The 26986-nt window shown below is 61.6% G+C and carries 27 protein-coding genes; 16 read left to right on the top strand and 11 right to left on the bottom strand.

What is annotated here, in order from left to right; all coding sequences use genetic code 11:
* The first annotated feature begins 14 nt into the window (after window positions 1-14).
* From meaB to ABWV42_RS04870, 5 genes are all read left to right on the top strand, one after another.
* On the top strand, window positions 15-992 hold the full coding sequence (gene meaB / locus ABWV42_RS04890) for a methylmalonyl Co-A mutase-associated GTPase MeaB (RefSeq protein ID WP_255103095.1): 978 nt from the start codon (window positions 15-17) through the stop codon (window positions 990-992).
* On the top strand, window positions 989-1792 hold the full coding sequence (locus ABWV42_RS04885) for an alpha/beta hydrolase (protein WP_353339123.1): 804 nt from the start codon (window positions 989-991) through the stop codon (window positions 1790-1792). Before meaB ends, ABWV42_RS04885 begins: the two co-directional genes overlap by 4 nt.
* Window positions 1793-1981: 189 nt before the next feature.
* Window positions 1982-2272 carry a 50S ribosomal protein L28 gene (rpmB, locus tag ABWV42_RS04880; RefSeq protein WP_255103092.1) on the top strand — a complete coding sequence of 97 codons (291 nt, stop codon included), beginning with the start codon at window positions 1982-1984 and terminating at the stop codon, window positions 2270-2272.
* 107 nt (window positions 2273-2379) lie between these two features.
* The gene (locus ABWV42_RS04875) at window positions 2380-2727 is read left to right on the top strand and encodes a hypothetical protein (RefSeq protein WP_255103090.1); all 348 of its coding nucleotides are present in this window, start codon (window positions 2380-2382) and stop codon (window positions 2725-2727) included.
* Between the two features lie 76 nt (window positions 2728-2803).
* The gene (locus tag ABWV42_RS04870; RefSeq protein ID WP_353339122.1) at window positions 2804-3304 is read left to right on the top strand and encodes a copper chaperone PCu(A)C; all 501 of its coding nucleotides are present in this window, start codon (window positions 2804-2806) and stop codon (window positions 3302-3304) included.
* Window positions 3305-3360: 56 nt separating this feature from the next.
* On the opposite strand, the gene ABWV42_RS04865 is transcribed toward ABWV42_RS04870, so the two are convergent.
* Window positions 3361-4059 carry an NAD-dependent deacylase gene (locus ABWV42_RS04865; protein ID WP_353339121.1) on the bottom strand — a complete coding sequence of 233 codons (699 nt, stop codon included), beginning with the start codon at window positions 4057-4059 and terminating at the stop codon, window positions 3361-3363.
* Between the two features lie 114 nt (window positions 4060-4173).
* Here ABWV42_RS04865 and ABWV42_RS04860 point away from each other — a divergent pair, with 114 nt between their 5' ends.
* Both ABWV42_RS04860 and ABWV42_RS04855 read left to right on the top strand, forming a co-directional pair.
* Complete coding sequence (locus tag ABWV42_RS04860; RefSeq protein WP_353339120.1) at window positions 4174-4875, top strand: 2-dehydro-3-deoxygalactonokinase; 702 nt, start codon at window positions 4174-4176, stop codon at window positions 4873-4875.
* Window positions 4872-5300: a low molecular weight protein-tyrosine-phosphatase gene (locus tag ABWV42_RS04855; protein ID WP_353339119.1), complete on the top strand. Its 429-nt coding sequence runs from the start codon at window positions 4872-4874 to the stop codon at window positions 5298-5300. Before ABWV42_RS04860 ends, ABWV42_RS04855 begins: the two co-directional genes overlap by 4 nt.
* Before the next feature lie 140 nt (window positions 5301-5440).
* On the opposite strand, the gene ABWV42_RS04850 is transcribed toward ABWV42_RS04855, so the two are convergent.
* From ABWV42_RS04850 to ABWV42_RS04840, 3 genes are all read right to left on the bottom strand, one after another.
* Window positions 5441-6406 (bottom strand): LysR family transcriptional regulator, encoded by a 966-nt coding sequence (locus ABWV42_RS04850; RefSeq protein WP_353339118.1) that lies wholly within the window; start codon window positions 6404-6406, stop codon window positions 5441-5443.
* A gap of 149 nt (window positions 6407-6555) precedes the next feature.
* Window positions 6556-6876 (bottom strand): hypothetical protein, encoded by a 321-nt coding sequence (locus tag ABWV42_RS04845; RefSeq protein WP_255103078.1) that lies wholly within the window; start codon window positions 6874-6876, stop codon window positions 6556-6558.
* Between the two features lie 119 nt (window positions 6877-6995).
* A complete protein-coding gene (locus ABWV42_RS04840; RefSeq protein ID WP_353339117.1) occupies window positions 6996-7640 on the bottom strand; it encodes a hypothetical protein in 645 nt (214 codons plus the stop codon).
* A 124-nt stretch (window positions 7641-7764) separates the two neighbouring features.
* On the opposite strand from ABWV42_RS04840, the gene ABWV42_RS04835 reads away from it, so the two are divergent.
* From ABWV42_RS04835 to ABWV42_RS04810, 6 genes are all read left to right on the top strand, one after another.
* Entirely contained in the window at window positions 7765-8085 is a 321-nt protein-coding gene (locus ABWV42_RS04835) for an antibiotic biosynthesis monooxygenase family protein (protein WP_255103074.1), read from the top strand.
* Between the two features lie 82 nt (window positions 8086-8167).
* Window positions 8168-8578 (top strand): universal stress protein, encoded by a 411-nt coding sequence (locus tag ABWV42_RS04830; protein WP_255103072.1) that lies wholly within the window; start codon window positions 8168-8170, stop codon window positions 8576-8578.
* Between the two features lie 23 nt (window positions 8579-8601).
* Window positions 8602-9006, top strand: coding sequence for a universal stress protein (locus tag ABWV42_RS04825; protein ID WP_353339116.1), 405 nt, complete (start codon window positions 8602-8604; stop codon window positions 9004-9006).
* A 9-nt stretch (window positions 9007-9015) separates the two neighbouring features.
* Window positions 9016-9513, top strand: coding sequence for a hypothetical protein (locus ABWV42_RS04820; RefSeq protein WP_353339115.1), 498 nt, complete (start codon window positions 9016-9018; stop codon window positions 9511-9513).
* Window positions 9514-9543: 30 nt separating this feature from the next.
* Window positions 9544-10125 carry a rhodanese-like domain-containing protein gene (locus ABWV42_RS04815; protein WP_353339114.1) on the top strand — a complete coding sequence of 194 codons (582 nt, stop codon included), beginning with the start codon at window positions 9544-9546 and terminating at the stop codon, window positions 10123-10125.
* 109 nt (window positions 10126-10234) lie between these two features.
* Complete coding sequence (locus ABWV42_RS04810; protein ID WP_353339112.1) at window positions 10235-11050, top strand: sugar phosphate isomerase/epimerase family protein; 816 nt, start codon at window positions 10235-10237, stop codon at window positions 11048-11050.
* Between the two features lie 3 nt (window positions 11051-11053).
* On the opposite strand, the gene ABWV42_RS04805 is transcribed toward ABWV42_RS04810, so the two are convergent.
* From ABWV42_RS04805 to ABWV42_RS04790, 4 genes are all read right to left on the bottom strand, one after another.
* The gene (locus ABWV42_RS04805) at window positions 11054-11548 is read right to left on the bottom strand and encodes a HugZ family pyridoxamine 5'-phosphate oxidase (protein ID WP_353339111.1); all 495 of its coding nucleotides are present in this window, start codon (window positions 11546-11548) and stop codon (window positions 11054-11056) included.
* A gap of 90 nt (window positions 11549-11638) precedes the next feature.
* Window positions 11639-12109 carry an aminoacyl-tRNA deacylase gene (locus tag ABWV42_RS04800; protein WP_255103062.1) on the bottom strand — a complete coding sequence of 157 codons (471 nt, stop codon included), beginning with the start codon at window positions 12107-12109 and terminating at the stop codon, window positions 11639-11641.
* Window positions 12110-12350: 241 nt separating this feature from the next.
* Entirely contained in the window at window positions 12351-13130 is a 780-nt protein-coding gene (locus ABWV42_RS04795) for a formate/nitrite transporter family protein (protein WP_353339110.1), read from the bottom strand.
* 210 nt (window positions 13131-13340) lie between these two features.
* A complete protein-coding gene (locus ABWV42_RS04790) occupies window positions 13341-13769 on the bottom strand; it encodes a hypothetical protein (RefSeq protein ID WP_353339109.1) in 429 nt (142 codons plus the stop codon).
* Between the two features lie 394 nt (window positions 13770-14163).
* Here ABWV42_RS04790 and ABWV42_RS04785 point away from each other — a divergent pair, with 394 nt between their 5' ends.
* The gene (locus tag ABWV42_RS04785) at window positions 14164-14736 is read left to right on the top strand and encodes a hypothetical protein (protein WP_353339108.1); all 573 of its coding nucleotides are present in this window, start codon (window positions 14164-14166) and stop codon (window positions 14734-14736) included.
* 40 nt (window positions 14737-14776) lie between these two features.
* Here the strand turns inward: ABWV42_RS04785 and uvrB are convergent, their stop codons facing one another.
* A complete protein-coding gene (gene uvrB / locus ABWV42_RS04780; protein WP_353339107.1) occupies window positions 14777-16960 on the bottom strand; it encodes an excinuclease ABC subunit UvrB in 2184 nt (727 codons plus the stop codon).
* Between the two features lie 124 nt (window positions 16961-17084).
* On the opposite strand from uvrB, the gene ABWV42_RS04775 reads away from it, so the two are divergent.
* Window positions 17085-17438, top strand: coding sequence for a DUF1353 domain-containing protein (locus ABWV42_RS04775; protein ID WP_353339106.1), 354 nt, complete (start codon window positions 17085-17087; stop codon window positions 17436-17438).
* 140 nt (window positions 17439-17578) lie between these two features.
* On the opposite strand, the gene ABWV42_RS04770 is transcribed toward ABWV42_RS04775, so the two are convergent.
* On the bottom strand, window positions 17579-17806 hold the full coding sequence (locus tag ABWV42_RS04770) for a hypothetical protein (protein ID WP_353339105.1): 228 nt from the start codon (window positions 17804-17806) through the stop codon (window positions 17579-17581).
* A gap of 59 nt (window positions 17807-17865) precedes the next feature.
* Here ABWV42_RS04770 and ABWV42_RS04765 point away from each other — a divergent pair, with 59 nt between their 5' ends.
* On the top strand, window positions 17866-18177 hold the full coding sequence (locus ABWV42_RS04765) for an ETC complex I subunit (protein ID WP_255103050.1): 312 nt from the start codon (window positions 17866-17868) through the stop codon (window positions 18175-18177).
* A gap of 116 nt (window positions 18178-18293) precedes the next feature.
* On the opposite strand, the gene ABWV42_RS04760 is transcribed toward ABWV42_RS04765, so the two are convergent.
* Window positions 18294-26855 (bottom strand): cadherin-like domain-containing protein, encoded by an 8562-nt coding sequence (locus ABWV42_RS04760; protein ID WP_353339104.1) that lies wholly within the window; start codon window positions 26853-26855, stop codon window positions 18294-18296.
* Window positions 26856-26986 lie beyond the last annotated feature (131 nt).

Below are 26986 nucleotides of genomic sequence, written 5' to 3'. Positions count from 1 at the left end.
ACACGGGAACCGTAATGGACATCGCACAGCTGCGTGACAAGATTCTTAAACAGGATCGCCGGGCCTTGGCGCGGGCGATTACCTTGGTGGAAAGTGGGCGCGAGGATCACCGGGCGCAGGCCAGCGAATTGCTTGAGCAGTTGCGCGGCAGCGGCAAGCAGGCGCTGAGGATTGGTCTGTCGGGTACGCCGGGTGTGGGCAAATCGACCTTTATCGAGAGCTTTGGCACCCTGCTTACGGACAAGGGGCTGCGCGTGGCGGTTCTGGCGGTGGACCCTTCGTCGGCACGGTCGGGGGGATCCATCCTTGGCGACAAGACCCGGATGGAGCGGCTTTCGCGCAACAAGAACGCCTTTATCCGCCCGTCGCCCAGCCAGTCGCACCTTGGCGGCGTCGCCCGGCGGACGCGCGAAGCGGTGGCATTGTGCGAGGCTGCGGGCTTTGATGTGATCCTGATCGAGACCGTCGGGGTCGGGCAGTCGGAAACCGTTGTGGCCGAGATGTCGGACCTGTTCCTGTTGTTGCTGGCACCGGCGGGTGGTGACGAGTTGCAGGGGGTGAAGCGCGGCATCATGGAGATGGCTGACGTGATCCTTGTCAACAAGGCGGATGGCGATCTGAAACCAACCGCGATCCGCACTTGTGCCGATTATGCCGGGGCATTGCGTCTGTTGCGCAAGCGCCCGCAGGATCCGGCGGATTTCCCGAAAGCCATGACCGTGTCGGCAATCGAGGAAGACGGGCTTGAGAAGGCCTGGGAGGAGATGCAGGCGCTGAGCGGGTGGCGACGTGACAACGGCCACTGGGATGCCCGCCGTGCGGCGCAGGCGCGGTTCTGGTTCGAAGAAGAAGTGCGGCAGGGTCTGTTGGCCAAGTTGCTGCAATCGCCGGCGCGTGAAGCCATGGCCGATCTGGCAATCGAGGTCGAGAATGGCGACGCGACGCCCAGCCGTGCGGCACGCAGGATGCTGGAGGAGCATCTGGCCTCATGAAGGCAGAGGGGCGCATCCTGTTTGACGGGGATCGCCTGCGGGCGACCCTGTTCAACGCGGACGCCAAGAAGCTGATTGTAACGTTTCGCCAGCGGGTGGCCGAGGACGGCGTGTTTTCCGAGAGCACACCCGTACAGCGCTTTGTGAAACGCGGATATGCGCACCTGCATCTGCAAGCGCGGGTGAATGACTGGTATGTCAACGACGAGACAGAGGCCTTCGAGGCGCGGATTGCCGAGATCGCCGATCCGTACCGGCGGGTTGTGGCGACCGGGTTCTCGATGGGCGGTTTCGGGGCGCTGCGCTTTTCCAAGGCGCTGGGCGTTCAGCATTGCATCCTGATCTCGCCGCAGTTCTCGATTGCGCCCAAGGTGGTGCCCAAGGACCGGCGGTACCGAGACAGCGCGGATGACTTTGATCCGGTGCTGGGCGATGTGGCCTCGCGGGCGCGGCGGGGGATGCGGGGCGTGGTGCTGGCCGATCCGTTCCGGCCGCTTGATATCTACAATGCGCAGATGATCCTGAAGGCCTTTCCGAAGCTGCGACTTTGCCGGCTTGGCTGTGGCGGGCATCCGGCGACGCGGGTTCTGGGCGAGAGTGGTGGTTTCAGCCGGGTTCAGGGGCTGTTGCTGTCCGGACAGGTCGATCCTGAGGACATCGTCGCAATGCACAGGGCGGGGCGCAGGGAATCACCCACCTATTGGCGACACCTGTCGGAGAATGCGGAAAAGCGCGGACATGCGGCGCTTTCGGCCTTTGCTGCTGCGAAACATGGCGAAATGGGACGGGAAACCCCTTGAGAGTGGTGGACGGGCGGCCCTTCAATAGGTACATGGGCCTGTGCTTGAAGATTCATTGTCCTGAATCACTTGACGGCACACCGAATACGGCCTAATGACGCCGAACAAAATTCCGGGCGCTGCGCTTGGCGGCGCCCATTTCCTTTGACGGGGTACGTTCCCCGTGGACCGTAAAACGAGGATGTACCCATGTCGCGCCGTTGCGAACTGACCGGAAAAGGCCCGATGACTGGCAACAATGTCAGCCACGCCAACAACAAAACCAAGCGTCGTTTCCTGCCCAACCTGAACGACGTGACCCTGCAATCTGAAGCTCTGGGCCGTGGCGTGAAGCTGCGCATCTCGGCTTCGGCTCTGCGTTCGGTTGACCACCGCGGTGGTCTGGACGCGTTCCTGGCAAAAGCCAAGGATGCAGAACTTTCGGCAAACGCGCTGAAAATCAAAAAAGAGATTGCAAAAGCTCAGGCCGCAAACGCCTAAGTTCTTGATAATCGGACAGTGAAGACGGCCCCGCCTGAGTATGATCAGGCGGGGCTGTTTCGTTTTGTCGCTATACATTCCCGCGCTGGAGTGCCTATATCTGCGGCATGATCCGTTTGCGTGCTTACATCGCGATTCTGCTGGTATCTGTGCTGGTGATGACCGGCCACAGCATGGCGATTGCGCGCGGGATGCCCACTGCGTCCGGCTACATGGAACTCTGCACCGGGACTGGACCGGTGATGGTGCCCATGGATGCCGAGGGCAATCCGACGGGTCCGGCTCATATCTGTCCGGAGTTCAGCCTTTCCCTTTTGGATGCCGTTGCGCCTGTCCCTGCGCTGGCAGTTCCCGTGGAAAGCCGAGGGCGGAGGATTGGAGCAGCCAAGGACGTGACCTTCCGGGTGATTCGACCGGTAGATGCGTCGGCGCGTGCCCCACCGATGTTTGGCTGAGCCCGTTTCGGGCCATTTTCCAAACGCACTCCCCCAGAAAACTTACTGAAATCTACTAGAAGACAGGAGAGACGTTATGTCCTTCAAATCCCTTGCCATGGCCACCGTGGCCGCTCTTGCCATTGCCGCACCTGCCCTTGCCGAAGGCATCATGGTCAAAGATCCCTATGCGCGTGTTTCGGCGAAGATGTCGAAGTCGGGCGCGGCGTTCATGGAAATCATGAACCACGGTGATGCCGACGACCAGCTTATTGAGGCCCGTTCGGACGTGGCCAAACGTGTTGAACTGCACACCCACAAGGAAAACGCCGATGGCGTGATGCAGATGCTGCATGTCGAAGAGGGTTTTGCCATTCCGGCACATGGCGCGCATATGCTGCAACGTGGCGGTGACCACGTGATGTTCATGGGCCTGAACCAGCCGCTTGAGCATGGCGACGTCGTGAGCGTGACCCTCGTGTTCGAAAAGGCCGGTGAAGTGGTTGTTGAAATCCCGGTCGATCTCGAGCGCAAGCCGAAGCACGGCATGAAGATGATGAAACATGACCACGGCAACATGAACAAGCAGACCAACTGATCCTGTTGCACAGTGTATCTGGAAAGGCCGGGCGGGCGCGTCCGGCCTTTTCGTGTTTAGCGGGACAGTTCCTGATCCACCCAGCGCGGCACGATCTGGGTGGCCGGACCAAAACAGGTTTCGGCAAAGTCCGACACCCGTGACGAGGGTTCGAGGTTGAGTTCGATGGTGTGCGCCCCGTTGATCGCGGCCTCCTGTACGAAGGCGGCGGCCGGATAGACTTCGCCCGAGGTGCCGATTGCGACGAAGGTGTCCGCCGTGGCGAGGTGCTGCCAGATGTCATCCATGTGATAGGGCATCTCGCCGAACCAGACGATGTCGGGGCGCGTGGCCGGGGCACCGCATTCGGGGCAGGTGTTGGTCTTGTGCATTTCGCCGGGGGCCGGCCAGCGGTGATCGCAGGCGGCGCAGAGGGCGCCGGCGAGGATGCCGTGCATGTGCAGGACGTTCCTTGAGCCGGCCTTTTCATGCAGCCCGTCGACGTTCTGTGTGACGATCAGCACTTCGCCGGGGTGGTCGCGTTCCAGACGGGCCAATGCTTCGTGGGCGGCATTGGGCGTGGCGGTGGCGGCCTGCTGGCGGCGGGCGTTGTAGAAGGCGTGCACGAGGTCGGGGTTGCGATGGAACCCTTCCGGCGTGGCGACGTCTTCGATGCGGTGCTGTGCCCAGAGGCCGCCTTCGTCGCGGAAGGTTCCGAGGCCGCTTTCGGCGGAAATTCCGGCGCCGGTCAGGATGACGATCTTGTCGTGACTCATTGGACGTTCCCATAAGTGTTAGGCTTGTCGCTATGGTGTCCGAGGGGGCGTCAGGCGGCAAGAGGTGTTGACGTCGCTGTCTGCATCCGCAACACCAAGGAAAAGGAGTTTTTCATGGCGGAATGGATCGCGGCAGAAAAGCGCGGGCGCAACGTGCGCATGTGGGCCATGCCAGAAGGCGCCCCGGTGGAAGATGCGATGGGAACGGTTGTGATGGTGGGCGGCGATGGCGCCCCGCGTCGCGCGGTGCCCTGCAAGGCAATCCCCGAAGGATTGGTGCCCGGTGCGGGGGGCGGGTTCCTGTTTCCCGCGTTGGAGTGGGAAGGCCAGCCCAGCGACGGGGCCGAGGCACGTATCGCCGGGTTCGCGGCGCGGGATGATCGCTGGGACGGTGTCCTGTGCATCGTTGGCGAAAGCACGGTCTGGGCGCATATCAGCGCCGGTGAGGTGATTTCCTTCCAACGTTTCCTAACCGCGCGGCTGGCGGCGGCGATCGACGTGTCCGAGATGTGGGATGATATCAAGCTGCGCGAGGCGATGGCCGATGCGATGGCGCGGCCGGAACGGCTTGCGGCCTATGTCGCACGGGCGGGCGATGCGGGCACGCTCTGGGGGGCTTTGCTTGGGGCGGAACTGGCTGCGGCCAAGCCCTATTGGCTTGGTCAGCAGGTCGTGGTGATCGGTGAAGGGCGCGCTGCCGAGGCGCTGGCTAGCGGTTTGGCCGGGCAGGGCGTGCCGGTGATGCGGGCCGATGACACGGACATGGTTCTGGAAGGTATGAAGGCGGCGGTTGCCGCACACGGGGGCGTGGCGTGAAGGTTCTGTTTGTCTGTCTTGGCAATATCTGTCGCTCGCCCGCTGCCGAAGGGGTGTTCCGGGGCATGAGCGACGTTGAAACCGACAGCGCGGGGACCAGCGACTGGCATGCTGGAGAGCCGCCCTATAGGCCGATGCAGGTGGCCGCCAAGGGGCGGGGCTATGACATCAGCGATCTGCGGTCGCGCCTGTTTACCTCTGCGGATTTTGGCCGGTTTGACCTGATCATCGGGATGGATGCTTCGAACATCGCCAATATGGAGCGGCTGCGCCCTGCGGGGAACGAGACGCCGATCCGCCTGTTTACCGACTATGCGCCGGAGCGCGGTGTGGACGAGGTGCCCGACCCCTATTACACCCGCGACTTTGACGGGGTGCTGGACCTGATCGAAGACTGCGCACGCGGGTTGAAGGCGGCGATCTAGGGCGCCGTTTTTCCGATGTTTCCATGGAATAGCGAGGGCAGCGACTGCCTGGGCGGGCGCGAATGCGCCTGCCGGGGGGCAGGCAGGCGCAGCCCGGCGTTGCCGCCGGGCAGTTCCTTTCCGAACTTTTGGGACGTGACTTAGCCGTCGATCAGGCGCAGTTCGCCTTCCAGCCATGGCAGGTTTTTCAAACCCGGTTCGATGATGTGGGTCTGGATCAGGCGGCGCATGGTCTGGCTGACGTCGCGGGGGACACGGTCGGCCCAGTCGCTGCTGGCAAACAGCGAAATATTGCGGTGGAACGGCGCAAAGGGCAGGGGGTGCGCCTCGACCTGTTCGTGGAACCGGGTGGCGCGCATGTAGCCAAGCGGGGTGGTGATGGTCCAGCCGATGCCGCGCGCCACGAGGGCCATCAGGGCAAGGTGGCTGCCGATTTCGAAACGATCCGGAAAGTCGAGCCGTTCGCGCGACAGGTGGGCATCGACCATGCGTGAAATCAGCTGTTCGCGTTCGTAGCGCACGAAGGGCAGGCTGTTGAGATGATCAAGCGTGACACCGCCTGTCGGCAATTGGCCGCGCGGGGCGACGATGATGAAGGGATCGCGGGCCAACGGGTATTCGGTAACCCCACTCAGAACTTCGCCGGTACTGGCCGAAACCCCAAGGTGCAGGTCGCGGGATTTCATGGCCTGGGTGATTTCATGGCTGGCGGCCGTGATCAGCTTGAAGCGGCAGTTGGTGAGGCTTTCGGCCAGAACGGTCACGAGGCGCGGCGTGAGGTCGTTGTCGAAGTCGTCGATGATTCCCATGTTGAGCGTGGTGAGATGGGACAGGTCCATCACTGACAACTCGGACTGGGCCAGACGCAGTTCGGACAGAACCGAGGTGGTGCGGGCCAGGAAGCTGCGCCCGGCTGGGGTCAGGCGCATTGGGCGTTTGCCATGATCCACGAGGTCTGCGCCAAGGGCGGCCTCTAGGTTCTTGATTTGCTGGCTCACGGCGGGTTGCGACAGGCCGGTTGCTTCGGCGGCCTGGGCGACCGAGCCGCTGTGGGCAAGGGCCTCGAAGACTTCGAGGCCGCGCAATGTCACACCTTTGGCGAGCATGTCCTGTTTCTCCGGATTCCGATTTTGTGAAACTACGGGCGTTCGGATGGCACGCTACACGCTTCGAAAATGGCGGTAAATAAATAGATTGCCCTTTCACAGGAGGTGAAAGGGAGGATGGTTAGTTTAAGGTGGTTGAAAAGTGCGGGTTAGTTCAGATGCCCGCAGCTGGCGGCGAAGACGCTGCCGAAGTCCTTGTAGCGCAGCCAGAACCGTTCGTGGCTGCGGCGGTCGGACTGGCGGATTTCCTGTGCCTTGTGGGGGTCTTTGAAGAAGGTCGCGGCGAGTTTTTGATCGTTGCGCGACAAGCTTTGATCGGCGACCTGCTGCATGCAGCGGCACATGCGGCGCGAGGCGGCCTTGCGGTCGGACTTGTTGCAGGCGCGTGAAATGACGCCGGCCTCGACCGGTTCGGGCATGGCGGGAACTACAAATGCGGCCAGCAGTGCCGCGCACAGGATACGTTTCATGTTGTCTGCCTCGACTAGCGATCTCCGGCCTCGTGTTTTCACGATGTCCCGAAGATCAGAACCTTTGAACGAAGTATGCCAAAGGAAGGGGGCAAATTCAATTCACGGAAACGCCAGTGTCAGAATGTGTACCAAACCCCGAATTTGAAGGCGGATGGGCGCGGCGATTGGTGGAGAACGACGGCGGTTGTGAGGAAGCTGTTTTTGCCGAAGCGGTAGACGTGGGTCGGGGTGAGCGACAGGCTGCGTGTGCCGTTGCCCTGTTCCCAGGTGGATTGCAGCATGACCTTGCTACGGGCAGTGACGGTAAGGCCGAGGGTGGCTTCGAGCTTGGGGCGGTGGGTGTCGTCCTTGGGGCGCCAAGACCACGTGGCATCCAGCGCCATCCAGCCTGATTTGTCGCGCAAGAGGTAGTTGCGTCCCCATGACAGGCCGGGGCGGATCACGGGGCTTTGGAACCCCGGATACCATTCTGCGCCCAGAGCGAGGTCGGCAGACAGGCGGCTGTGTTTTCCGTTCCATAGGGGGGTACGGGCGAAGAGGAGCGCACTTCCCGATCCGGTGAAATCGCTGCCGCCGTCGAAACCGAGGGTCAGCCGAGGCCGCAGGCCATACTCGATGTAGAGCGAACTGTAGCTGGCGGAACCGGGTGTTATGGGGCTTTCCGTTGCGAAGGATGCAAAGCCGCGCCCCTGGTCACGCATCCACGGCCCGGACAGGGCGGGTGTTGCGGCAAACAGGAGAAATAGCAGCGTTCGGATCATGGCACCCTCCGTTCAAGCATTTGGGAAGGAAGGTAAATTATCGGTTAACCACATGTTTCCGGTGCCAAAAACTCCTAGCCAGATTTGCCAGGGCTGGTCTAAGCTGAACTTAGAGGAGGAGCCCATGCCCAAGATTTCCAAGAATGCGAGCCATCAAACAGTCATCACGACGTTCGAAATGACGCCGGGAACCTGCCAGGATCTTATGGACGCCCTGACCGATGCCTATGAGACTTTTATCTCCAAGCAACCCGGTTTCATTGCGGCGGGGTTGCACGTGAACGATGCGCAGACGCGGATTGCCAATTACTCGCAATGGGAGAGGCGCGAGGACTTTCAGGCGATGCTGCGCAGCGACGAGATGCGCGAGCGGAACCGCAAGATCAACCAGCTGTGCCGCAGCTTCGAGCCGGTGATGTATGATGTTGCCGAGGCCTTTGACTGAGGTTGCAAAACGGGTCTGACCTGAATCAAGGCGACTGATGTGGGTTCGCCCTAGGCTTGGGACACTCGGAAGGAGTGGCGCAATGTACAAACATATTCTTGTTCCCGTGTCCTTTGACGACGATAGAAACGTCGCAGCCTCGGTCGCGGTTGCCGTCAAGCTGTTGGATGATGGTGGCAAGATCACCATGATCCACGTGATGGACCAATTGCCGGCCTATGCAATCAACTATGTCCCCGAAGGCTTTCACGAAAAGGCACGTGGTGCCATCGTGCAATCGCTTGAAGATTTGGCCCGCGATGCGGATGCCGATGTCGAGGGCGTTGTGGTTGAAGGCCATTCTGGACGCACTATTGTTGATTGGGCCGACGAACACGATGTCAATCTGATCGTGATTGCATCGCATCGGCCCGGGATGCAGGACTATCTGTTGGGTAGCACCGCCGCACGCGTTGTTCGCCACGCGCGCTGTGCCGTTCACGTTGTGCGCTGACGTCGAAAAGCTGGAGAAACGACATGTATAAGAACATCCTTGTACCGATTGCCGCGGACCATGATCCGCGCACTGCAGAAGTGGTGAAGATTGCCAAGCTTCTGGCGGATGAAGGGGCGCGTATCACGGCCCTGACCGTTCTTGAGGCGATCCCGGACTATATCGTGCAGCAGTTGCCCGAGGGCCAGATCGAGCACAATGTTTCCGAAATGTCCGATGGGCTGTCGGAAGACCTGCAAGGCACCGGCGTCGAAGTGGCCGTTGTGTCAGGGCATTCCGGGCGGACGATCCTCGAATATGCGGAAGAGCATGGTGTGGACTGCATCGTCATGGCCTCTCACCGGCCGGGGCTGAGCGACTATCTACTTGGCTCGACGGCGGCCCGGGTTGTGCGTCATGCACAGTGTGCCGTGCACGTGATGCGCTGAGCCTGATCCATGAGAGGTTTGATCGGTATAGTGTGTCTGGTTGTCTTGTGTCTCGGGAGTGTTGCTGCCCGGGCGCAGGACAGCGGCGGGGTCGGCTTGTCTCAATCCCAGACATTAAAGGTTGTCAGTATCCTGAAGGAGGGGTTCGAGACCTGTTCGAAGGTGGCGCCTGCCTACAAGGTTGATTGTTTTCAGCAGTCCTACCGGGCCGGCGCAAAGGTGCTTTCGCATAATGCGGGTTACTGGGAAGCCGAGGTCGCCCTGACGCGTGTCAGCAGGAATCTCTACCAATTCGTACGTGCCAATACCGATACTTCGGTGGGGCGGCTGCGGGAAGGGGGATTTCGCATGAAGGCCGTGACGCAAGAGGCGATGCCGCAAGCACGCAAAGTGTTTCGCCAGAACGTGGCGCGGGCAGAGACCCTGTTGCGCGACGTAAGCCCGAGCGAAGCAAAGTACTTTGCGCCAATCGCCGATGTGATTGGTCAATTCGGCGACATAAACTAGCGCCGCGACGCGCAGTATTTGGGAGAAAAAATGCGCTTATTGAAAGTTGTTTCCGCGTTGGTCTTCAGCGCAATGCCGGCCTGGGCGAACGAGGTTTCCATCACGCCGGATGTTCCTTGGGTTGAGGTGCAGACCGAAGAAGGAACTGTTGAGATTCAACGGGTGCAGGACACGTCGAACGTGATTGGCGGTGACTGGGCGCGAACCTCGCGGCCCTGTCCGAACTTCTGTGTTCAGCCGATGGTTCCCGCGCCGGGCGTGACACCGATTGGCGAGTTGGAAATCCTTGAAATGCTGCAAGATCCCGAGGCCATTGTTGTCGATAGTCGGGTGGTGCCCAACTATGAAAGTGGCGCGATCCCCGGCGCCATCAACATCCCCTATACCGAAGCCGCAGACCGGCTGGACGAACTGGGTTGCGAGATCGATTTCGACGGGTTCCTCTGTGACGAGGCCAAGAAGGTTGCGCTGTATTGCAACGGCAACTGGTGCGGCCAGTCGCCCACTGCGGCGCGCCGGATGATCGCGGCAGGGTTTCCGGCAGAAAAGCTGTTTTACTATCGCGGCGGAATGCAGGCCTGGCGGCTTTTGGGGCTGACCGTCACGGAGTAATCCGACGGGCGAATTTGCCTGTCTGTAACACGTCGGTATCATGACGGTATTGCGGCGGTGCGGTTTTCGGCGCACCGTCGTTTTGTTTTTGGCATTGGAGGGATGCGAGATGAGTGATTTGCCCGTGGTTGGCGCTCAGCTGAGCGTGCTGGATCTCGACAGGCACAGGGATTGGCTGTTCGAAAAGGACCGGGATCTTGAGCTGCCAGAATTCTGCATGGCGGACATCCTGAACAATGCCGAACCCTTTATCGACATGGCCAAGTCCAAGCTGGATGGCTGGGATGGGCGGCTGGGTATTCATGGGCCGTTTTCGGGCTTTGAACTGCATACGCGCGACAAGGAGGTGCGCGCGGTTGTCCAGACCCGGCTTGAGCAGGCGCTGAATGTCTGCGAGCAGTTGGGGGCGGTGCAGATGGTCATCCATTCGCCTTATGACCCCTGGGACCGGGACAATCTCGACAACGGGCCGAAGGATCGCGAAAAGCGGGTCAGCGCCATTCTCGACACGCTTGGGCCTGCGCTGACACGGGCCGAGGACCTTGGGGTCGAGATGGTGATGGAGAATATCAAGGATACCGATCCGGGTGACCGGATGGCGGTGATCGAGGCGGCCGACAGCGCGGCGCTGCGGTTGTCGGTGGATACCGGGCATGCGCATTGGGCCCACACGATCTGTGGTGCACCGCCGGCGGACCGGTTCATTTCCCATGCCGGTGCCATGCTGGGCCATGTGCATTTGCAGGACACCGATGGGTACGCCGACCGGCACTGGCCCCTGGGCTGTGGCAATATCACGTGGCACGGCGTGTTCGAGGCGATCAAGGGGACCAAGGCCAACCCGCATCTGATTGTCGAGATCAATGATTTCGACCGGGTGGAAGAGAGTGTGAAACACCTCGAGGCGCTGGGGCTGGCGCAGTAGGGGTCACGTGCCGCCGAGATCGTCCTTGTCGAATTTGAAGGCCTTGCCAAATCCCGCGTTCAACAGGGCGCGGGTGAGGGTGAAACGCACGAATGTGAAATCGGCAAAATCGATGTAGAGTTTCGCCTTGGGGTGAGTCTGCAGATAGTGGTCGCGCAGCACGGGATGATGGCTTGTGTCGCGGGGCAGGAAGGTCGCCGTGCAATCCAGTGTCAGGCGGGGATGGGTGAGGGGATCGCCTTTTGGTCCCGGCTCGCCAAGCAGCAGGGAACAGCGGGGATCGGCCCGGAGCGCGGCGGTGTGGGACGACAGGCTCGAGATCAGGGTGACGGGCGTGCCGTCAAGATCGGTGCCGATGGCGATGCGGGTGACCGAGGGCGCCCCGGTGGCCGGATCAAGCACCGCAAGGGCGCCGTAGGTGGCACCGGAGATCAGTTGACGGGCGAGCGCGCGGGCGTCGTCGTCAAGCGGTTGGAACGGGTCTTTGGGGGCGGTCATTTTGCTCGGCCTTTTTCACAAAGATGGCATTGAACCTGCGGAAAGTCCAATGAACACAAGCGGAAGGCCGCCACCGTCATCCAGTGATGCCTAGTGCAGACAGCAGAAGGAACCGGTTTTCGCATCGCCCATGAGGCGGTCGAAGTGACGGCCTTTCATGTGCACGAGGGTGCGGTGATCGCCGGCTTCGAACCAGACGTCATCCAGCCCCATCATCTGTCTGTCGATGATCGTGGGCACGCCATAGGCCACGCCGACGGGCGGCGCGGCGCCGATCTCGCAGTCTTCGAAGACCTCGGCAACCTCGTCTTCGGGGGCAAGGCCAAGGCGGCGGTCCATGATCGATTGCAGCATGTGCAGATCGACCATCATGTGGCTGGGCACCACGGCGACAAAGGGGGTTTCCTCCATGTGGATCAGCACCGATTTGGCAAGGTGATCGCCGGGGATATGCGCCTGTTCGGCGGTTTCGCTGGCGGTGGCGGTATAGGGGTGGGCAAGCATGTCGAATGGCAGGCCCTTGGCATCGAGGTGATGCTTGAGACGGGACGCAATGGCCATCGTGTCCTCCTGTGACAGAGGGCGCCGCGGCCGCGAGAGTGCCTGTATCAAACGTGTCGACGTCAACGGCTTTTGCGTTGGCAAGGCAGCGCGCCTGCAATGTCTCTGCGTCTTCGGGCGGCGTGCCGGATCGCTGGGTCACAGCGGTGTGTCGAAACGCGTGTCTGGGCGCAACCGGAGCGCCCTATAGGGTTTCGTGATGGGATCAGTGTGACGCAACAGGGGTGAGTCGGGCAAGGGGCTAGCGCAGATAGGCAAAGCGGTAGGAGAGCGCGACCCCGCCTGCGCCGCCGAGAATATTGCCGAGGGTGACCCAGAACAGGTTGTCAATAACGGCGGTGAGGGGCACTTCGGCGCCGGCGATAAGCCCTTGAGGGAAAAGGTACATATTGGCGACCGAGTGTTCCAGCCCCAAGAGGACAAACCCCGCGATGGGCCACAGGATGGCGAGGATCTTGCCCGCCACGGTGCGGGCCGCAAAGGTGAGCCAGACCGCAAGGCAGACCAGCGCATTGCACAGCGCCCCGCGCATGAAGGCCTCGGACGGGGAGAGCGTGGCCTTGGCGCGCGCGATGGCGCTGGCGGTATCGCCCATCGCACCCTCGAGAAGGCCGGTGAGGCCGAAGGCGAGGGCCAGCCCCACGGCGCCGATAAGGTTGCCAATATAGACGATGGTCCAGTTGCGCAGGAGCGCCGCGAGGGGGATCTTGCGATCGACGGCGGCCATGGTCATCAGGGCGTTGCCGGTAAAGAGTTCGGCCCCGCCCACGACCACGAGGATGAGACCAAGGCAAAAGACCACCCCGCCGAGAAAACGGGCGGGGCCGAAGGTGGGGTCGACGCCGCTCATCACCATGGTGTAGGCCGCGCCGCCAAAGCCGATAAAGACCCCGGCCAGGAGGGCTAGGGTCAGGGTTTGCGACAGGGTGAGGCGGGCCTTGGCCACGCCGGCGGTTTCGACCAGACGGGCGATTTCCGCGGGTTTGTAGGCGTCGAGGCCGGTTGGGTTGTCGGTGCTCATGGGATCAGCATGGGCATTGTCGGGCAAGGGGGGCTTTGATCGGGATCATTGCGCGGGGGATGTCGGGCGTCTGCGACGGGTGGTTAATGCGCCAAATAGGGCTGCGGTATCACGTCGGTATTACGTCGGTATTGCGACGGTATGGAGGGACTGGCGCGGCGGGTTAAGGCCGCGTGCGGTGGTTGCAGAAGCGTTAAGGGGACGGGCGGTTCAGGACAGGGCGGCGGCGGCGCAGGTGCGGAATTTCTGCACCTCGGGCGCAGCGCCGGCGAGGGGCAGGACCACATCCTGAGCCTCGGTAAAGGCGCGGGCAGCGCGGTTCAGGGCGAGGCCGTCGAGAACGTTGCCAAAGCCGCTGTCGGCGACGTTCAGGGTACGACCCTGGTCCGAGAGGGCATGGCCTTGGGTCGAGATGGTGATCTCCTGCCCGCCGACAAATCGCATGGCGAACCAGACCGAGGGCTGCCACGGGGCATCCTTGCGGGTGATCGCGAGGGTGTAGAGCGGTTGCGCGGGATCGTAGGTCAGGAAGACATGCGCGGCGTCGGTGTCATGCGAGAGGGTGCAGACCTCGCCCACGGTGGCTTCCCACGCGAGGGCGGGGCTTGAGAGGGTAAGGGCGAGGATCAGGCTGCGCATGGGGTGGAGGATAGGGCGCAACGGGGGGATGGCAAAGGGACAAGCGGTTTCGAAACCGCTTGCCAAGGTTTTTGGAAAAACCTTGGGCGGGGGAAGGGAAGGTTTTTGGGTGAGAGGGGTGGTTTGAGATGACGACAGATTGGGTGTCACATGCGGAATGCAACGCATTCCACCGCGCCCGACCCGCCCCACTGGGCGGGTAGTGAAGGTTTGGATGTCGTTGCGGATCTTGATCTGCATTTGTTTGCGAGGATTCTGTTCTTATTCAGGCGACTCCTTCGAGAAAAAAAACCACTTGCTCGACTCCGTAACTCGAAGGTCGGAGCAACGACTCTCAGAAATCGTTGCTTGAGTTTCGCGCCAAGGTAGACTTGCGAGAAAAGGAGTTCCGCCCATGGATAGTGTTTCAATAGCATTTGATTTGATGAGACTAGAACTTGAAGCTGAAGTTGATGCTCTGAATGCCGAAGGAGCCAAGTTGTTTCACGATTCTAGATATGAAGAAGCAACGGCCTTGAGCGCCAAGGGTGTTGCTCTCAAAGAGTTTTGCGGTCGATTGTCTAAAATGGCGGACGAATGGGAGGATGGCTTTGCGCAAGATTTCCCTGAAGTCGTGCACCCAGAGGAAGTTGCTGAAGCACATAGGACAATTTTGTCATCATCTAAGTCCTCAAAGACTATCCTTGTTGTCAGATTTCCGGACGGCACGGTCATTTCGGAACCCAAAGCGGCTTACACGTTGGCGAAAGCAATTGAGAAAATCGGATTTGAAGAAGTAAGGGCCCTAGAAATTTTTGTTAACAAAGAAAACTTGGTTTCACTGTCAAAGTCGCCGAAGTACCAAGACCACAATCTGGCGGGGTACTATATCAAGACGCACAGCAGTACATCACAAAAGAAGAAGAACCTTGAAGATATCGCTAAGGCATTAAAGTTAGACTTAAGTGTTCAGGTAGTCGACCCTTGAGAGTTTGGTAAACTCAATACTTTCCAGGAAAAAAATGTTGTCACCTCCCCCGCCTCTTCACATTCCCCCCACGCTGCCCCGGGCGGCCTGCGGTTGAGCGGCCGCGGGATTTGACGGCTTGTTCGCTGGCGGCCTCGACCGCGTATTGGCGGGCCATCGGGTCGTCGGCGACGGCGAGGTCGACGGCCTCAAGCCGTTTGATCTCGTCGCGCAGGCGGGCGGCTTCTTCGAATTCGAGGTTCTCGGCCGCCTTGCGCATGTCGGTGCGCAGGCCGTCGAGGACGGCTTCGAGGTTGCCGCCGTGCAGGGGCTTGTCGACCTTGGCGGTGACGCGGTTCATGTCGACGTCGCCTTCGTAGAGGCCCGCGAGCACGTCTTCGACGTTCTTTTTCACCGTCGCCGGGGTGATGCCGTGTTCCTCGTTATAGGCGATCTGGCGGGCGCGGCGGCGGTTGGTTTCGTTCAGGGCGCGCTCCATCGAGCCGGTGATCTTGTCGGCATACATGATGACGCGGCCTTCGGCGTTCCGCGCGGCGCGGCCGATGGTCTGGATCAGAGAGGTTTCCGAGCGCAGGAAGCCTTCCTTGTCGGCGTCGAGGATCGCCACCAGCCCGCATTCGGGGATGTCGAGGCCCTCGCGCAGGAGGTTGATGCCGACCAGCACGTCAAAGGCGCCGAGGCGCAGGTCGCGCAGGATCTCGATACGTTCCAGCGTGTCGATGTCGGAGTGCATGTAGCGCACGCGTATGCCCTGTTCGTGCAGGTATTCGGTGAGGTCTTCGGCCATGCGCTTGGTGAGCGTGGTGACGAGGGTGCGGAAGCCCTGATCGGCCATCTTGCGGACCTCGTCGAGGAGGTCATCGACCTGCATTTCGACGGGGCGGATTTCGACCTGCGGATCGAGGAGGCCTGTGGGGCGGATCACCTGTTCGGTGAAGACGCCGCCGGATTGTTCCATCTCCCAGTTGGCCGGGGTGGCCGAGACGAAGACGGACTGCGGACGCATGGCGTCCCATTCCTCGAACTTCAGGGGGCGGTTGTCCATACAGGAGGGCAGGCGGAAGCCGTGTTCGGCCAGCGTGAACTTGCGGCGGTGGTCGCCACGGTACATGCCGCCGATCTGGGGCACCGAGACGTGGCTCTCATCGGCAAAGACGATGGCGGTGTCAGGGATGAATTCAAACAGGGTGGGGGGCGGTTCGCCGGGGGCGCGGCCGGTGAGGTAGCGCGAGTAGTTTTCAATGCCGTTGCAGTGGCCGGTGGCCTCGAGCATCTCGATGTCGAAGTTGGTGCGTTGCTCAAGGCGCTGGGCTTCGAGCAGCTTGCCCTCGCCGACAAGGATGTCGAGCCGTTCGCGTAGTTCCTTCTTGATCGAGATGACCGCCTGGTTGAGCGTCGGTTTCGGGGTCACGTAGTGCGAGTTCGCATAGACCCGGATTTTCTCCATCGTGCCCGTGCGTTCGCCGGTGAGCGGGTCGAATTCGGTGATGGCTTCGAGTTCCTCGCCGAAGAAGGAGAGTTTCCAGGCGCGGTCTTCGAGGTGGGCGGGGAAGATTTCGAGACTGTCGCCGCGCACGCGGAAGGAGCCGCGCTGGAAGGCCTGATCGTTGCGGCGGTATTGCTGGGCCACCAGTTCGGCCATGACCGCGCGCTGGTCGTATTCCTTGCCGACCTCGAGGTCCTGGGTCATGGCCGAGTAGGTTTCCACCGAGCCGATGCCGTAGATGCAGGAGACCGAGGCGACGATGATGACGTCGTCGCGTTCCAGAAGGGCGCGGGTGGCCGAGTGGCGCATCCGGTCGATCTGTTCGTTGATCTGGGATTCCTTCTCGATATAGGTGTCGCTGCGCGGCACGTAGGCCTCGGGCTGGTAGTAGTCGTAGAAGGAGACGAAGTATTCCACGGCGTTGTCGGGGAAGAAGCCCTTCATCTCGCCGTAGAGCTGGGCCGCGAGCGTCTTGTTCGGGGCAAGGATGATGGCGGGGCGCTGGGTTTGTTCGATGACCTTGGCCATGGTGAAGGTCTTGCCGGTGCCGGTGGCGCCCAGCAGCACCTGATTACGCTCGCCTTCGTTTACGCCTGCCGAGAGTTCGGCGATGGCGGTGGGCTGGTCGCCGGCGGGTTCGAACTCGGTTGCCATGACGAAGGCCTTGCCGCCCTCGAGCTTGTCGCGGGGCGGGGTTTGGGCCGTTGGCACGGATTTGTCGGAATGGGCGTAGGGCATTGGGTGAGTCCTTTGGTTGCCCCTAGATTTGATCTCTTTTTGTTCCTGTTCAAGCCCTGTTTGGACGATGTGCGCTTCGTGCTAGGAAAGAGTGGTTTGCGGTTGGTGAAAGAGGGGTGCGGAAATGTCTTTGTATACGGAATTGAGGGACTGGTACGAGCCGATTGGCGGCATCAGGTATCGCACCACCAAGGAGATCTGCTGGGAGGTTGGGCGCAAGGGGTCGGACCTTTGGGTGATCGTGCCGACAGGCTATCCTTTCGACGTTTCGATCCCGCGTTTTCTGTGGTGGTTGCTGGATCCACACGATCCGCGGTTTCTCAAGGCCGGAGCGCTGCATGACTTTCTTTTGCATGATGCGCTTTGGGACAGGGTTTCAAGTGCAGCTGCTTTCTCGGATTCCCTTCGGGCGGAGAAGGTGGGTCGGTTCAAGCGGCTGATGATGGTTTTCGCAGTGATTGCCTGGAAATGGCGTTGATCATCCCAGTTTATGCTGCACAGCAGAAAGGCAAAGTGAGAGTGATTCTTGGCGATTTGCAGAAAGTGACGTTGGGGCATTTGGCAAAAAACTATCATTTCTGACAGGTTTTCTGAAATTCAAACTCTCGAATTGGTAAGTCAGGCTGTCCGGTTTTGTAATTTTCGAAAAGAAATTGCGGCAACTGCGAAATATTTCGTCGCAGTGCTTGTCATTTGATTCAAACACCGCGTATCATTTATTTCAGCAAGCAGCAGAACTTGGTTGTCGAGCAGGCCGCACTTACACCCCTCGCTCCCCGTGGTTTGACTGATAGCCTTTGCTGCTTGCGGCACTTTTTCCCCCTGTTTTAACGTGTTGTGGCGCATTGAACGCTTGCCCGCGTGCGCGGAATCCCGGATAACGTGGCAAGACCAAGGAGACGGACATGTTCGCACGTATCTACCAGCCAGCTCGCAATGCCATGACCTCGGGCACGGCCAAGACCCGCAACTGGATTCTGGAGTATGGTCCTTCGGAAGCGAAAGAGATCGACCCGCTGATGGGCTGGACCGGTTCCGGCGACATGAACTCGCAGGTGCGCATCAAGTTTCCGACCAAGGAAGCGGCGCTGGAGTATGCCAAGGAGCACGGTATCGAGGCGCAGGTGACCGAGCCGCACAAGCGCAAGCCGAACATCCGCGCCGGTGGCTATGGCGAGAACTTTGCCACCAACCGCAAGGGCCCCTGGACCCACTGAGGGGACCTGGGTTTCCGCGATTTGACAGGGCGTGCCATCGGGCGCGCCTTTTTGTTTTTGCGACGGTGGCGATGTGCGCCCGGCGTGGCCGCCGGGCGGTCTGTTATCGACGCGTATCAGAAGATGAAATCGTCTGCGTCGAGAAGCGCGATATTGATGCCGGTCAGGCGGATCGCGGTGGCATTTGCACCGGAGATCAGCGCGTCGGCACCGGACTGGCTCAGGTGGTTGGTGACAAGGTCGGTGAAGTCGGTGATGTCCGTCAGGGCCGAGACGTCGACGTGGTCGATGTCCAGTTCGAAGTCGGTCACCACGTTGGTGGCATTGTCGAGCGGGGTGAAGATGAAGATGTCATCCCCGGCTCCCCCCGTCATGGTGTCGCTACCGCCACCACCGGTGATCGTGTCGTTGCCGAGACCGCCGAGGATCAACTCGCTGATGCCTGCGCCGCTGCCGGTGAAGGAGTCGTCGCCATCACCGAGGTCATAGTCGACTCGCGGCGCGGTGAAGTTGTTCGATTGCAGGGCGGTTGTATCGGTGCCGATGACGGTATCATTGCCACCCCCCGCCGACACTTCGAGCGTGGCCGGAGAGGTGTTGACGCCGACGAAACGGGTGCCGGAGAAATCGAACAGGTTGCCTGTCGCGGTGCCGTACAGCGTGCCGGAGACGAGGTTGATCTGTTCGATGCCGGATCCGTTCACCGTTTCCGTGGCATCGTCGAAATCAAAGGCCGACATGATGAAGTTGACGCCGGCCAGGTTGGTGATGGTGTCCGTACCAAGGCCGCCGACGATGGTGTCGAGTTCCAGTTGGTCGCCGGTGCGGATGGTGAAGGTATCGTTGCCCGCGCCACCGTTCATGCTGTCGCCGCCGGAGCCGCCTTCGAACAGGTCCGCGCCAGCCCCGCCGTTGATGGTGTCCGAACCGCCGTCGCCGAAGACGACGTTGGAGACGGTTCCGCTGACGGTGAAGAGGTCATCGCCTTCACCCAGTTCGTAGCGCAGCTGGTTGGTGCTGAAGTTGTTGCTTTGCAGGCCGCTGACGCTGGAGCCGACAACGGTGTCGTTGCCTGCGCCGGTGTTGACCTCGGTGTTCGCAAGGTTCGTGTTTAGCGCAAGGAACTGGATCGCCGAGAAGTCGAAGTTGTCATTGCCGGTGGTGCCCAGCAGCACGTGGTTGTTGAAGGCAATCTGTTCGATGCCGGTGGCGTTGATATTGCCGCCCATCGAGGTGTTGACCATTGTCAGGGTGAAGTCGCCGCCGGTGTTGTTGACGATCCGGTCGGTGCCCGCTTCGCCGAGGTATTCCTCGGTTTCGTGGGCAGAGCCGGCGGTCAGGATGATCTGGTCGTCGCCGTCGCCGCCTTCCACGCGGTCGACGCCGATGCCGCCATCAAGCGTGTCGTTGCCCAGACCGCCAAGCAGCGAGTCATTGTCGGCCCCGCCATCGAGCACATCTGTGCCGTCACCGCCGTTGATGGTGTCGTTGCCAGCCCGGCCAAAGACCACATCCTTGATCACCCCCGCGCCGGTGAAGCTGTCGGCGCCTGAGCCGAGGTCATAGTCGATCTGAGGGGCGGTGAAGTTGTTGGATTGTAGCGCCGCGATATTGGAGCCGGTGATGGTGTCATTTCCGTCGCCGGACATGACTTCGAAGACGGCGGGCGTGGTGTTGACCGCCGTGAAACGGGTTCCGGCGAAGTCGAAGAAGTCGCCCGATGCGGTGCCGTTGAGGCTGTTGTTGTTGAGTTGGATGGTTTCGACGCTGCTGCCGTTGAGGAGGCCGGTGCCATCATCGAAGTCGAAGAAGGACATGGTGAAGCCAAGTCCGACGCCATTGATGATGATGTCAGACCCATCACCGCCGGCAAAGTTGTCGAGTTCGGACTGTTCGCCCGCGCGGACATAGAAGGTGTCGTTGCCCGAACCACCCAGCATCAGGTCGGCGCCGGCCTGGCCTTCGAACCAGTCGTGCCCGCCTTCGCCCTGGATGGTGTCATTGCCGATGCCGCCAAAGACCACGTCGCGGACCGTGCCGGAGCCAATGAAGAGGTCATTGCCGTCGCCGAGGTCATAATCGTTCTGCGGGGCGGTGAAGTTGTTTGACTGAAGGCCCAGGATGGCAGATCCGAAGATCGTGTCATTGCCGCCGCCAGCAGAGACTTCGAGGGTAGCAGGCGACGTGTTCACAGAGACAAAGCGCGCGCCGACAAAGTCGAACAGATTGCCTGCCGAGGTGCCGAACAGCGTGCCGCTGGCAAGGTTGATGTTCTCGACGCCGCTGCCGTTGACCGTGCCGGTGCCGTCGTCGAAATCGAAGACGGTCATGATGAAATTGGCCCCGGCCGCGTTGATGATGGTGTCGCTGCCCGCGCCGCCGACGATGGTGTCGAGTTCGGACTGGTCCAGCGTGCGCAGGGTGAAGGTGTCGTTGCCTGCGCCACCGTCCATGCTGTCTGCGCCGGTGCCGCCCTCGAAGAGATCAACCCCGTTGCCGCCGATCAGCGTATCGGAGCCGTCTTCGCCGAAGACCACGTTGGTGATGGTGCCGGTGCCGGTGAAGTGGTCGTTGCCCTGGCCCAGTTCATAGCGGAACTGGCTGACGCCGAAGCTGTTGGTCTGAATGCCAGAAAGGCCCGAGCCGATGACGGTGTCATTGCCTGCGCCGGTGTCCAGTTCGGTTGCGGCCAGCGTCGTGCTGACGGCGAGGAACTGTACGCCGCCGAGATCGAAATTGTCTCCGGTCGCGGTGCCCAGCATGCGGAAGCTGTTGAGGGCGATCTGTTCGATGCCGGTGGCGTTGATGTTGCCGCCCATCGAGGTGTTGACCATGGTCAGGGTGAAATCGCCGCCGGTGTTGTTGACGATCCGGTCGGTGCCCGCTTCGCCGAGGTATTCTTCGGTTTCGTGGGCGGACCCGGCGGTGAGCACGATATGGTCGTCGCCGTCGCCGCCTTCTACGCGGTCGATGCCGATCCCGCCATCAAGCGTGTCGTTGCCCAGGCCGCCAATGAGCGAGTCATTGTCGGCCCCGCCATCGAGCACATCGGTGCCGCCGCCACCCGCAATGGTATCGTTGCCGGCCCGGCCAAAGACCACATCCTTGACCGTGCCTGCGCCGGTAAAGCTGTCGTTGCCTGCGCCGAGGTCATAGTTGTTCTCGGTGGCGGTGAAGGCGTTGGATTGCACCGCAAGGATGCTTGATCCGGTGATGGTGTCATTGCCGTCGCCGGACATGACTTCGAACACCGAGGGGGTCGTGTTGACCGCGGTAAAGCGGGTGCCGTCGAAGTCGAAGAAATCCCCCGATGCCGTGCCGTTGAGGCTGTTGCTGTTGAGTTGGATGGTCTCGACGCTGCTGCCATTCAGGAGGCCGGTGGCGTCATCGAAGTCGAAGAAGGACATGGTGAAGCCAAGCCCGACGCCGTTGATGATGATGTCAGCCCCATCCCCGCCCGCGAAGTGGTCGAGCTCGGACTGTTCACCGGCGCGGACATAGAAGGTGTCGTTGCCAAGCCCGCCGAGCATGAGGTCGGCACCGGCCTGGCCTTCGAACCAGTCGTTGCCGCCTTCGCCGCGAATGGTGTCATTTCCGGTGCCGCCATAGACAACGTCGCGCACGTTGCCGGTGCCGGTAAAGTCGTCGTTGCCCGCGCCGAGATCATAGTCGTTCTGCGGGGCAGTGAAGGCGTTGGATTGCAGCGCGGCGATGCTTGAGCCGATGATCGTGTCATCGCCGTCACCGGACGAGACCTCGATGTTCGCGGCCGTGGTATTCGCACCGATAAAGCGTGCTCCGGCGAAGTCGAACATGTTGCCAGCCGTGGTGCCGAGGAGCACGCGGGTGGACAGGTTGATGAACTCCACGCCGCTGCCGTTCACAAGGCCGGTGGCGTCGTCGAAGTCGAAGGTCGACATGAGGAAATCGGTTCCGGTGCCGTTGACGATGGTATCGCTGCCCGCGCCGCCGACGAGGGTGTCGAGTTCGGAGTCGTGGCCGAGGCGCAGGTAGAGCGTATCGTTGCCGCCGTCGCCCTGGACAAGGTCGCCGCCTTCTTCGCCTTCGAGCCAGTCGTTGCCCTCGCCGCCACGGATGGTGTCGCTGCCGGTGCCGCCAAAGACGAAGTCGACGATGTTGCCGGAGCCAGTGAAATCATCGTTGCCGGTGCCAAGATCGTAGTCGTTCCGAGTGGCGGTGAAGTTGTTCGATTGCAGGCTTGCCTGGTTCGAACCGACCACCGTGTCGTTGCCGTCTCCAGTGGAGACTTCGAACAGGCTTGCCGTGGTGCTGACCGCGAGGAACCGCGTGCCATTGTAGTTCTGGTAGTCATCCCCTGTGGTGCCGAGGATCGTCAGGATGCCGGTGTTGATGGATTCGATGCTGGAGCCGTTGACCGTGCCGGTCAGGTCGGTGACATCAAAGCTGTTGAACACAAGGTTGGAGCCGCTGTTGTTGATGAGCGAGTCCGTCCCCGCGCCGCCGACATAGATGTCGCCAAGCGAGGTTGTTCCGGCGCGCACGCGGATGATGTCGTTGCCGGCACCTGCATAGATGCCATTGTCGGCGGCGCTCGAGATCAGTTCGTCCGCAAAGGCCGTGCCGATCACGTCTTCGAAGTTGATGGCGGTCAGATCGGTCGTGTTGTTGCGTCCGATGTCGACGGTGCCCGCGCCGAGATCAACCCGCACGGCGCTCGTGGTGGCCAGCAGGGCGCTGGTATCAAGGGTATCCCTGCCAGTGCCGCCATCGGCGTTCATGTTGCCGTTCAGGATGGTGATCCAGTCATTCCCGCCATCGCCGCTGAAGGTTTGCCCGTTGAACTGTGACAGGTAGGGCGAGACTTCGAGGCCCGAGACCAGCACCACGGTGTCATCGCCGCCAAGCGCATTGAGGAAGTTGTTTTCAAAGGCGGTTTGCGGGAAGGCCTGAATTGCGGCGCTGAGGTCGACGGTGTCGGCCTGTTCGGTGAAGAGGCCGTCGGTGACGCCATTGATGGTCACGGTCAGGGTGGCGGTGTTGCTGTTGGCGCCAAAGTCATCCTGCACGATGAAATCGAAGGTTTCCGACAGGCTGCTGCCCGCTGTCAGGCCGTGGACCGTCGGATCGCTGTCGTTGACGGTATAGAGATAGGCCCCGGTGAGGGCGTCCCAGGTCAGCGTGCCGTAAAGCCCGGCAATGCCCGTGGTGCCATCGGTGACGCCATCCACCTCGACCACCGAGGTGACGGTGCCGTCGACATCGCTGGCCGCCGAGATCAGGTTGCCGGTGCCTGTGGCGCTGATGTTGATGCCGATGCCCTCGAAGACATCCAGCGAGTCATCGCCTGCCACCGGTGCGTCGTTCACGCCGGTCAGGGCAATCGAGACGGTGGCGGTGTCGGTTTCGCCATCGGGATCGGAAATGGTGTAGCTGAAACTGTCCGCCCCCGGTGCGCCATCGACCAGGTGATCAAAGGCGCCGCTGGGATCATAGGTGAGGGTGCCATTGACGTTGAGGGTGACGGTGGCCCCGCTGCCGCTCAGGACAACGCTGCCGCCCGGTGCAATGGCCTGCCCGTCGACCATGGTGATGGTGATCGGGTCGTTCTCGGGATCGCTGTCGTTGGTGAGAACGGCAAGGGTAACGGCGGTGTCCTCGTCAGTGCTGTCGGAATCGTCCACCGCGATGGGGGCGTCGTTGATGCCGGTCACGGTGATCACGACCTGGCCAACCGATGTGTCGGTGCCGTCGGACGCCGTGTAGTTGATGATCACGGTGTCCTGCGCGCCGCCGCCAAGATCGACGAAATTGCCATTGGTGTTGAAGGTGATGTCGCCATTGGCCTGGACCGTGGCAATGCCATCGCGGCCACCCACCGATGTCGCCACGAAGCTGGTGCCCGGGGCCACGCCACCGGCAAGCGACACCGTCAGGCTGTCGCCGCTATCGACGTCGCTGTCATTGGCCAAGACGTTGCCATTGGCCGATCCGTTGACCGGCGCCACGAGGGCATCATTGACCACCGTTGGCGCATCGTTCTGGCCGGTGATGTTGAGGGTGAGGGTTGTGGGCACGGTGGCGGTGCCGTCGGTGACCTGCACGGCGAAGACGTCGGTGTCGGAGAAGCCGTCGTCGATGCTCTCGTCAGTGACCGTGTAGCTGTAGCTGCCGTCGGCGTTGAGGGTGAGGGTGCCATAGGTGCCGACATAGACGCCCGGGTTGGCGACGGAGAGGCTGTCGCCGGCATCCGGATCGCTGTCGTTGGTCAGGACGTTGCCGGTGGCTGCGACACCATCGTCGGTGGCGCTGTCGCTGTCGGCGGTGACCACGGGGGCGTCATTCTGGCCGGAGATGTTGAGGGTGAGGGTTGTGGGCACGGTGGCGGTGCCGTCGCTGACCTGCACGGCGAAGACGTCTGTGTCGGAGAAGCCGTCGTCGATGCTCTCGTCGGTCACCGTGTAGCTGTAGCTGCCGTCAGCGTTGAGGGTGAGGGTGCCATAGGTGCCGACATAGACGCCCGGGTTGGCGACGGAGAGGCTGTCGCCGGCATCCGGATCGCTGTCGTTGGTCAGGACGTTGCCGGTGGCGGCGACACCATCGTCGGTGGCGTTGTCGCTGTCGGCGGTGACCACGGGGGCGTCGTTCTGGCCGGAGATGTTGAGGGTGAGGGTTGTGGGCACGGTGGCGGTGCCATCGGTGACCTGCACGGCGAAGATGTCGGTGTCGGAGAAGCCGTCGTCGATGCTTTCGTCTGTCACCGTGTAGCTGTAGCTGCCATCGGCGTTCAGGGTGAGGGTGCCGTAGGTGCCGATATAGACGCCCGGGTTGGCGACGGAGAGGCTGTCGCCAGTGTCGGCGTCGCTGTCGTTGGTCAGGACGTTGCCGGTGGCGGCGACACCATCGTCAGTGGCGCTGTCGCTGTCGGCGGTGACCACGGGGGCGTCGTTCTGGCCGGTGATGTTGAGGGTGAGGGTGGTGGGCACGGTGGCGGTGCCGTCGGTGACCTGCACGGCGAAGACGTCTGTGTCGGAGAAGCCGTCGTCGATGCTTTCGTCTGTCACCGTGTAGCTGTAGCTGCCGTCAGCGTTGAGCGTGAGCGTGCCGTAGGTGCCGACATAGACGCCCGGGTTGGCGACGGAGAGGCTGTCGCCGGTGTCGGGGTCGCTGTCGTTGGTCAGAACGTTGCCGGTGGCGGCGACGCCATCGTCGGTGGCGCTGTCGCTGTCGGCGGTGACCACCGGCGCATCATTCTGGCCGGTGATGTTGAGGGTGAGGGTTGTGGGCACGGTGGCGGTGCCGTCGGTGACCTGTACGGCGAAGACGTCGGTGTCGGAGAAGCCGTCGTCGATGCTCTCGTCGGTCACGACATAGCTGTAGCTGCCGTCGGCGTTGAGGGTGAGGGTGCCGTAGGTGCCGACATAGACACCGGGGTTGGCGACGGAGAGGCTGTCGCCCGCGTCCGGGTCGCTGTCATTGGTCAGGACGTTGCCGGTGGCGGCGGCGCCATCATCGGTGGCGCTGTCGCTGTCGGCGGTGACGATTGGCGGGGTGTTGCCGCCGCCGGGGCCGACGCCGGTTACGGTGATGGTGACGGTGGCCTGGTCGGTGTCGCCATTGGCGTCTTCGATTTCATAGGTGAAGCTGACCTGACGGGTTTCCCCGGTGGCGAGATCGTTGAAATCCCCCGCGGGATCAAAGCTGAAGCTGCCGTCAGGTGCCCCAACGGACCCCGCGTTGAAGACAAGGATGCCTTCTGCGGTGGTAGAGATCAGGCGGACTTCCTTGACGAGGTCGGGGGCGGTGTCGTTGTCGAGGACCGAGGCGAAGGTGGTCGCGACGGCGTCTTCCGTGATGGTTTCGGCATCGTCGTTTGCGATGGCCGGTGCGTCGGCGGGGTCGAGTTCCACGCCATCCACCAAGACCTTGAGGTTTTCGAAGGCCCGGACCTGGAGGTCGAAGGCGGTAAAGCTGAATTTGCGGTAGTTGGCCTCGCCGTTGGAGCGGGTGTTGTCGGCCACGAATTGCAGGAAGGCCGCGATGTCGGCCTGAACGTCGGCGCGGAACCATTCTTCGGAGGTCAGGTCGAGGGTCAGGGTGTCGATGCCGCTTCCGCCGACATAGCGGTCACGGGCTCCGGCGTTTTCAGTGACGTTGTGGAAGACTTCGTCATCTCCGCCGCCTGCGAAGAGGAAGTCGTTCCCGGCACCACCGTCGAGGTAGTCGTTGAAGCTGATCGCGGCGCCCGATCCGGTGCCTGATCCGCTGCCGCTTCCCGAACCCCGACGACACCGGCCAGACCCGCTGCCGCGCCCGCGGCCTGAACCCGAGCCGCGCCCACGATGTCCGCTGCCAGAGCCGGCGTGATGCCAGAGGCGATGCAGGGAGAGGCCACGTCCGGAGACGCTGTCGCCAAAGATGACGTCGTTGCCGTCGCCGCCGAGGATGGTGTCTTCGCCCGTGCCGCCAAACAGCCAGTCGTTGTCGGCGCCGCCGTCGATGAGATCGTTGCCATTGCCGCCAAGGATGAGGTCGCGTCCATTGCCGCCGAACAGCTGGTCATTGCCATTGCCGCCGTCGATCAGGTCGTTGCCGTCCATTCCGTTAAGGGTGTCATCGCCGTTTCGCCCCTTGATCCTGTCACCGCGCGATGTGCCGGTGTATTGATCCGCTGAATTCGAGCCCTTGAAACGTGCCATGACTTAATCCCTCCCGAAAGCAATTGCCCTGGAACTCGTTAACAAAGACGGTAATTTTCACTGGTATTGGACCGGTCAATTTCACGCCTTTCGGCCCCTTTGAGTCAAGTAAAGGGTCCGTGTCGGACCTA

It is taken from the genome of Pelagimonas sp. KU-00592-HH (assembly GCF_040369695.1).
Classification (GTDB): domain Bacteria; phylum Pseudomonadota; class Alphaproteobacteria; order Rhodobacterales; family Rhodobacteraceae; genus Shimia.
Note: the sequence above shows the minus strand (reverse complement) of the source record. Positions and strands in the feature narration are given on the sequence as shown.

Excerpts from the sequence above, each read along its gene's own strand:
- ABWV42_RS04785 (WP_353339108.1), top strand. The coding sequence starts at position 14,164 with ATGGATAGTGTTTCAATAGCATTTGATTTGATGAGACTAGAACTTGAA.
- ABWV42_RS04775 (WP_353339106.1), top strand. The coding sequence starts at position 17,085 with ATGTCTTTGTATACGGAATTGAGGGACTGGTACGAGCCGATTGGCGGC.
- ABWV42_RS04820 (WP_353339115.1), top strand. The coding sequence starts at position 9,016 with ATGAGAGGTTTGATCGGTATAGTGTGTCTGGTTGTCTTGTGTCTCGGG.
- ABWV42_RS04770 (WP_353339105.1), bottom strand. The coding sequence starts at position 17,806 with ATGCGCCACAACACGTTAAAACAGGGGGAAAAAGTGCCGCAAGCAGCA.
- ABWV42_RS04760 (WP_353339104.1), bottom strand. The coding sequence starts at position 26,855 with ATGGCACGTTTCAAGGGCTCGAATTCAGCGGATCAATACACCGGCACA.
- ABWV42_RS04805 (WP_353339111.1), bottom strand. The coding sequence starts at position 11,548 with ATGACCGCCCCCAAAGACCCGTTCCAACCGCTTGACGACGACGCCCGC.
- ABWV42_RS04850 (WP_353339118.1), bottom strand. The coding sequence starts at position 6,406 with ATGCTCGCCAAAGGTGTGACATTGCGCGGCCTCGAAGTCTTCGAGGCC.
- ABWV42_RS04810 (WP_353339112.1), top strand. The coding sequence starts at position 10,235 with ATGAGTGATTTGCCCGTGGTTGGCGCTCAGCTGAGCGTGCTGGATCTC.
- ABWV42_RS04800 (WP_255103062.1), bottom strand. The coding sequence starts at position 12,109 with ATGGCCATTGCGTCCCGTCTCAAGCATCACCTCGATGCCAAGGGCCTG.
- rpmB (WP_255103092.1), top strand. The coding sequence starts at position 1,982 with ATGTCGCGCCGTTGCGAACTGACCGGAAAAGGCCCGATGACTGGCAAC.
- uvrB (WP_353339107.1), bottom strand. The coding sequence starts at position 16,960 with ATGCCCTACGCCCATTCCGACAAATCCGTGCCAACGGCCCAAACCCCG.
- ABWV42_RS04860 (WP_353339120.1), top strand. The coding sequence starts at position 4,174 with ATGGCGGAATGGATCGCGGCAGAAAAGCGCGGGCGCAACGTGCGCATG.
- ABWV42_RS04790 (WP_353339109.1), bottom strand. The coding sequence starts at position 13,769 with ATGCGCAGCCTGATCCTCGCCCTTACCCTCTCAAGCCCCGCCCTCGCG.
- ABWV42_RS04885 (WP_353339123.1), top strand. The coding sequence starts at position 989 with ATGAAGGCAGAGGGGCGCATCCTGTTTGACGGGGATCGCCTGCGGGCG.
- ABWV42_RS04870 (WP_353339122.1), top strand. The coding sequence starts at position 2,804 with ATGTCCTTCAAATCCCTTGCCATGGCCACCGTGGCCGCTCTTGCCATT.
- meaB (WP_255103095.1), top strand. The coding sequence starts at position 15 with ATGGACATCGCACAGCTGCGTGACAAGATTCTTAAACAGGATCGCCGG.
- ABWV42_RS04845 (WP_255103078.1), bottom strand. The coding sequence starts at position 6,876 with ATGAAACGTATCCTGTGCGCGGCACTGCTGGCCGCATTTGTAGTTCCC.
- ABWV42_RS04795 (WP_353339110.1), bottom strand. The coding sequence starts at position 13,130 with ATGAGCACCGACAACCCAACCGGCCTCGACGCCTACAAACCCGCGGAA.
- ABWV42_RS04815 (WP_353339114.1), top strand. The coding sequence starts at position 9,544 with ATGCGCTTATTGAAAGTTGTTTCCGCGTTGGTCTTCAGCGCAATGCCG.
- ABWV42_RS04830 (WP_255103072.1), top strand. The coding sequence starts at position 8,168 with ATGTACAAACATATTCTTGTTCCCGTGTCCTTTGACGACGATAGAAAC.
- ABWV42_RS04825 (WP_353339116.1), top strand. The coding sequence starts at position 8,602 with ATGTATAAGAACATCCTTGTACCGATTGCCGCGGACCATGATCCGCGC.
- ABWV42_RS04835 (WP_255103074.1), top strand. The coding sequence starts at position 7,765 with ATGCCCAAGATTTCCAAGAATGCGAGCCATCAAACAGTCATCACGACG.
- ABWV42_RS04865 (WP_353339121.1), bottom strand. The coding sequence starts at position 4,059 with ATGAGTCACGACAAGATCGTCATCCTGACCGGCGCCGGAATTTCCGCC.
- ABWV42_RS04875 (WP_255103090.1), top strand. The coding sequence starts at position 2,380 with ATGATCCGTTTGCGTGCTTACATCGCGATTCTGCTGGTATCTGTGCTG.
- ABWV42_RS04765 (WP_255103050.1), top strand. The coding sequence starts at position 17,866 with ATGTTCGCACGTATCTACCAGCCAGCTCGCAATGCCATGACCTCGGGC.
- ABWV42_RS04840 (WP_353339117.1), bottom strand. The coding sequence starts at position 7,640 with ATGATCCGAACGCTGCTATTTCTCCTGTTTGCCGCAACACCCGCCCTG.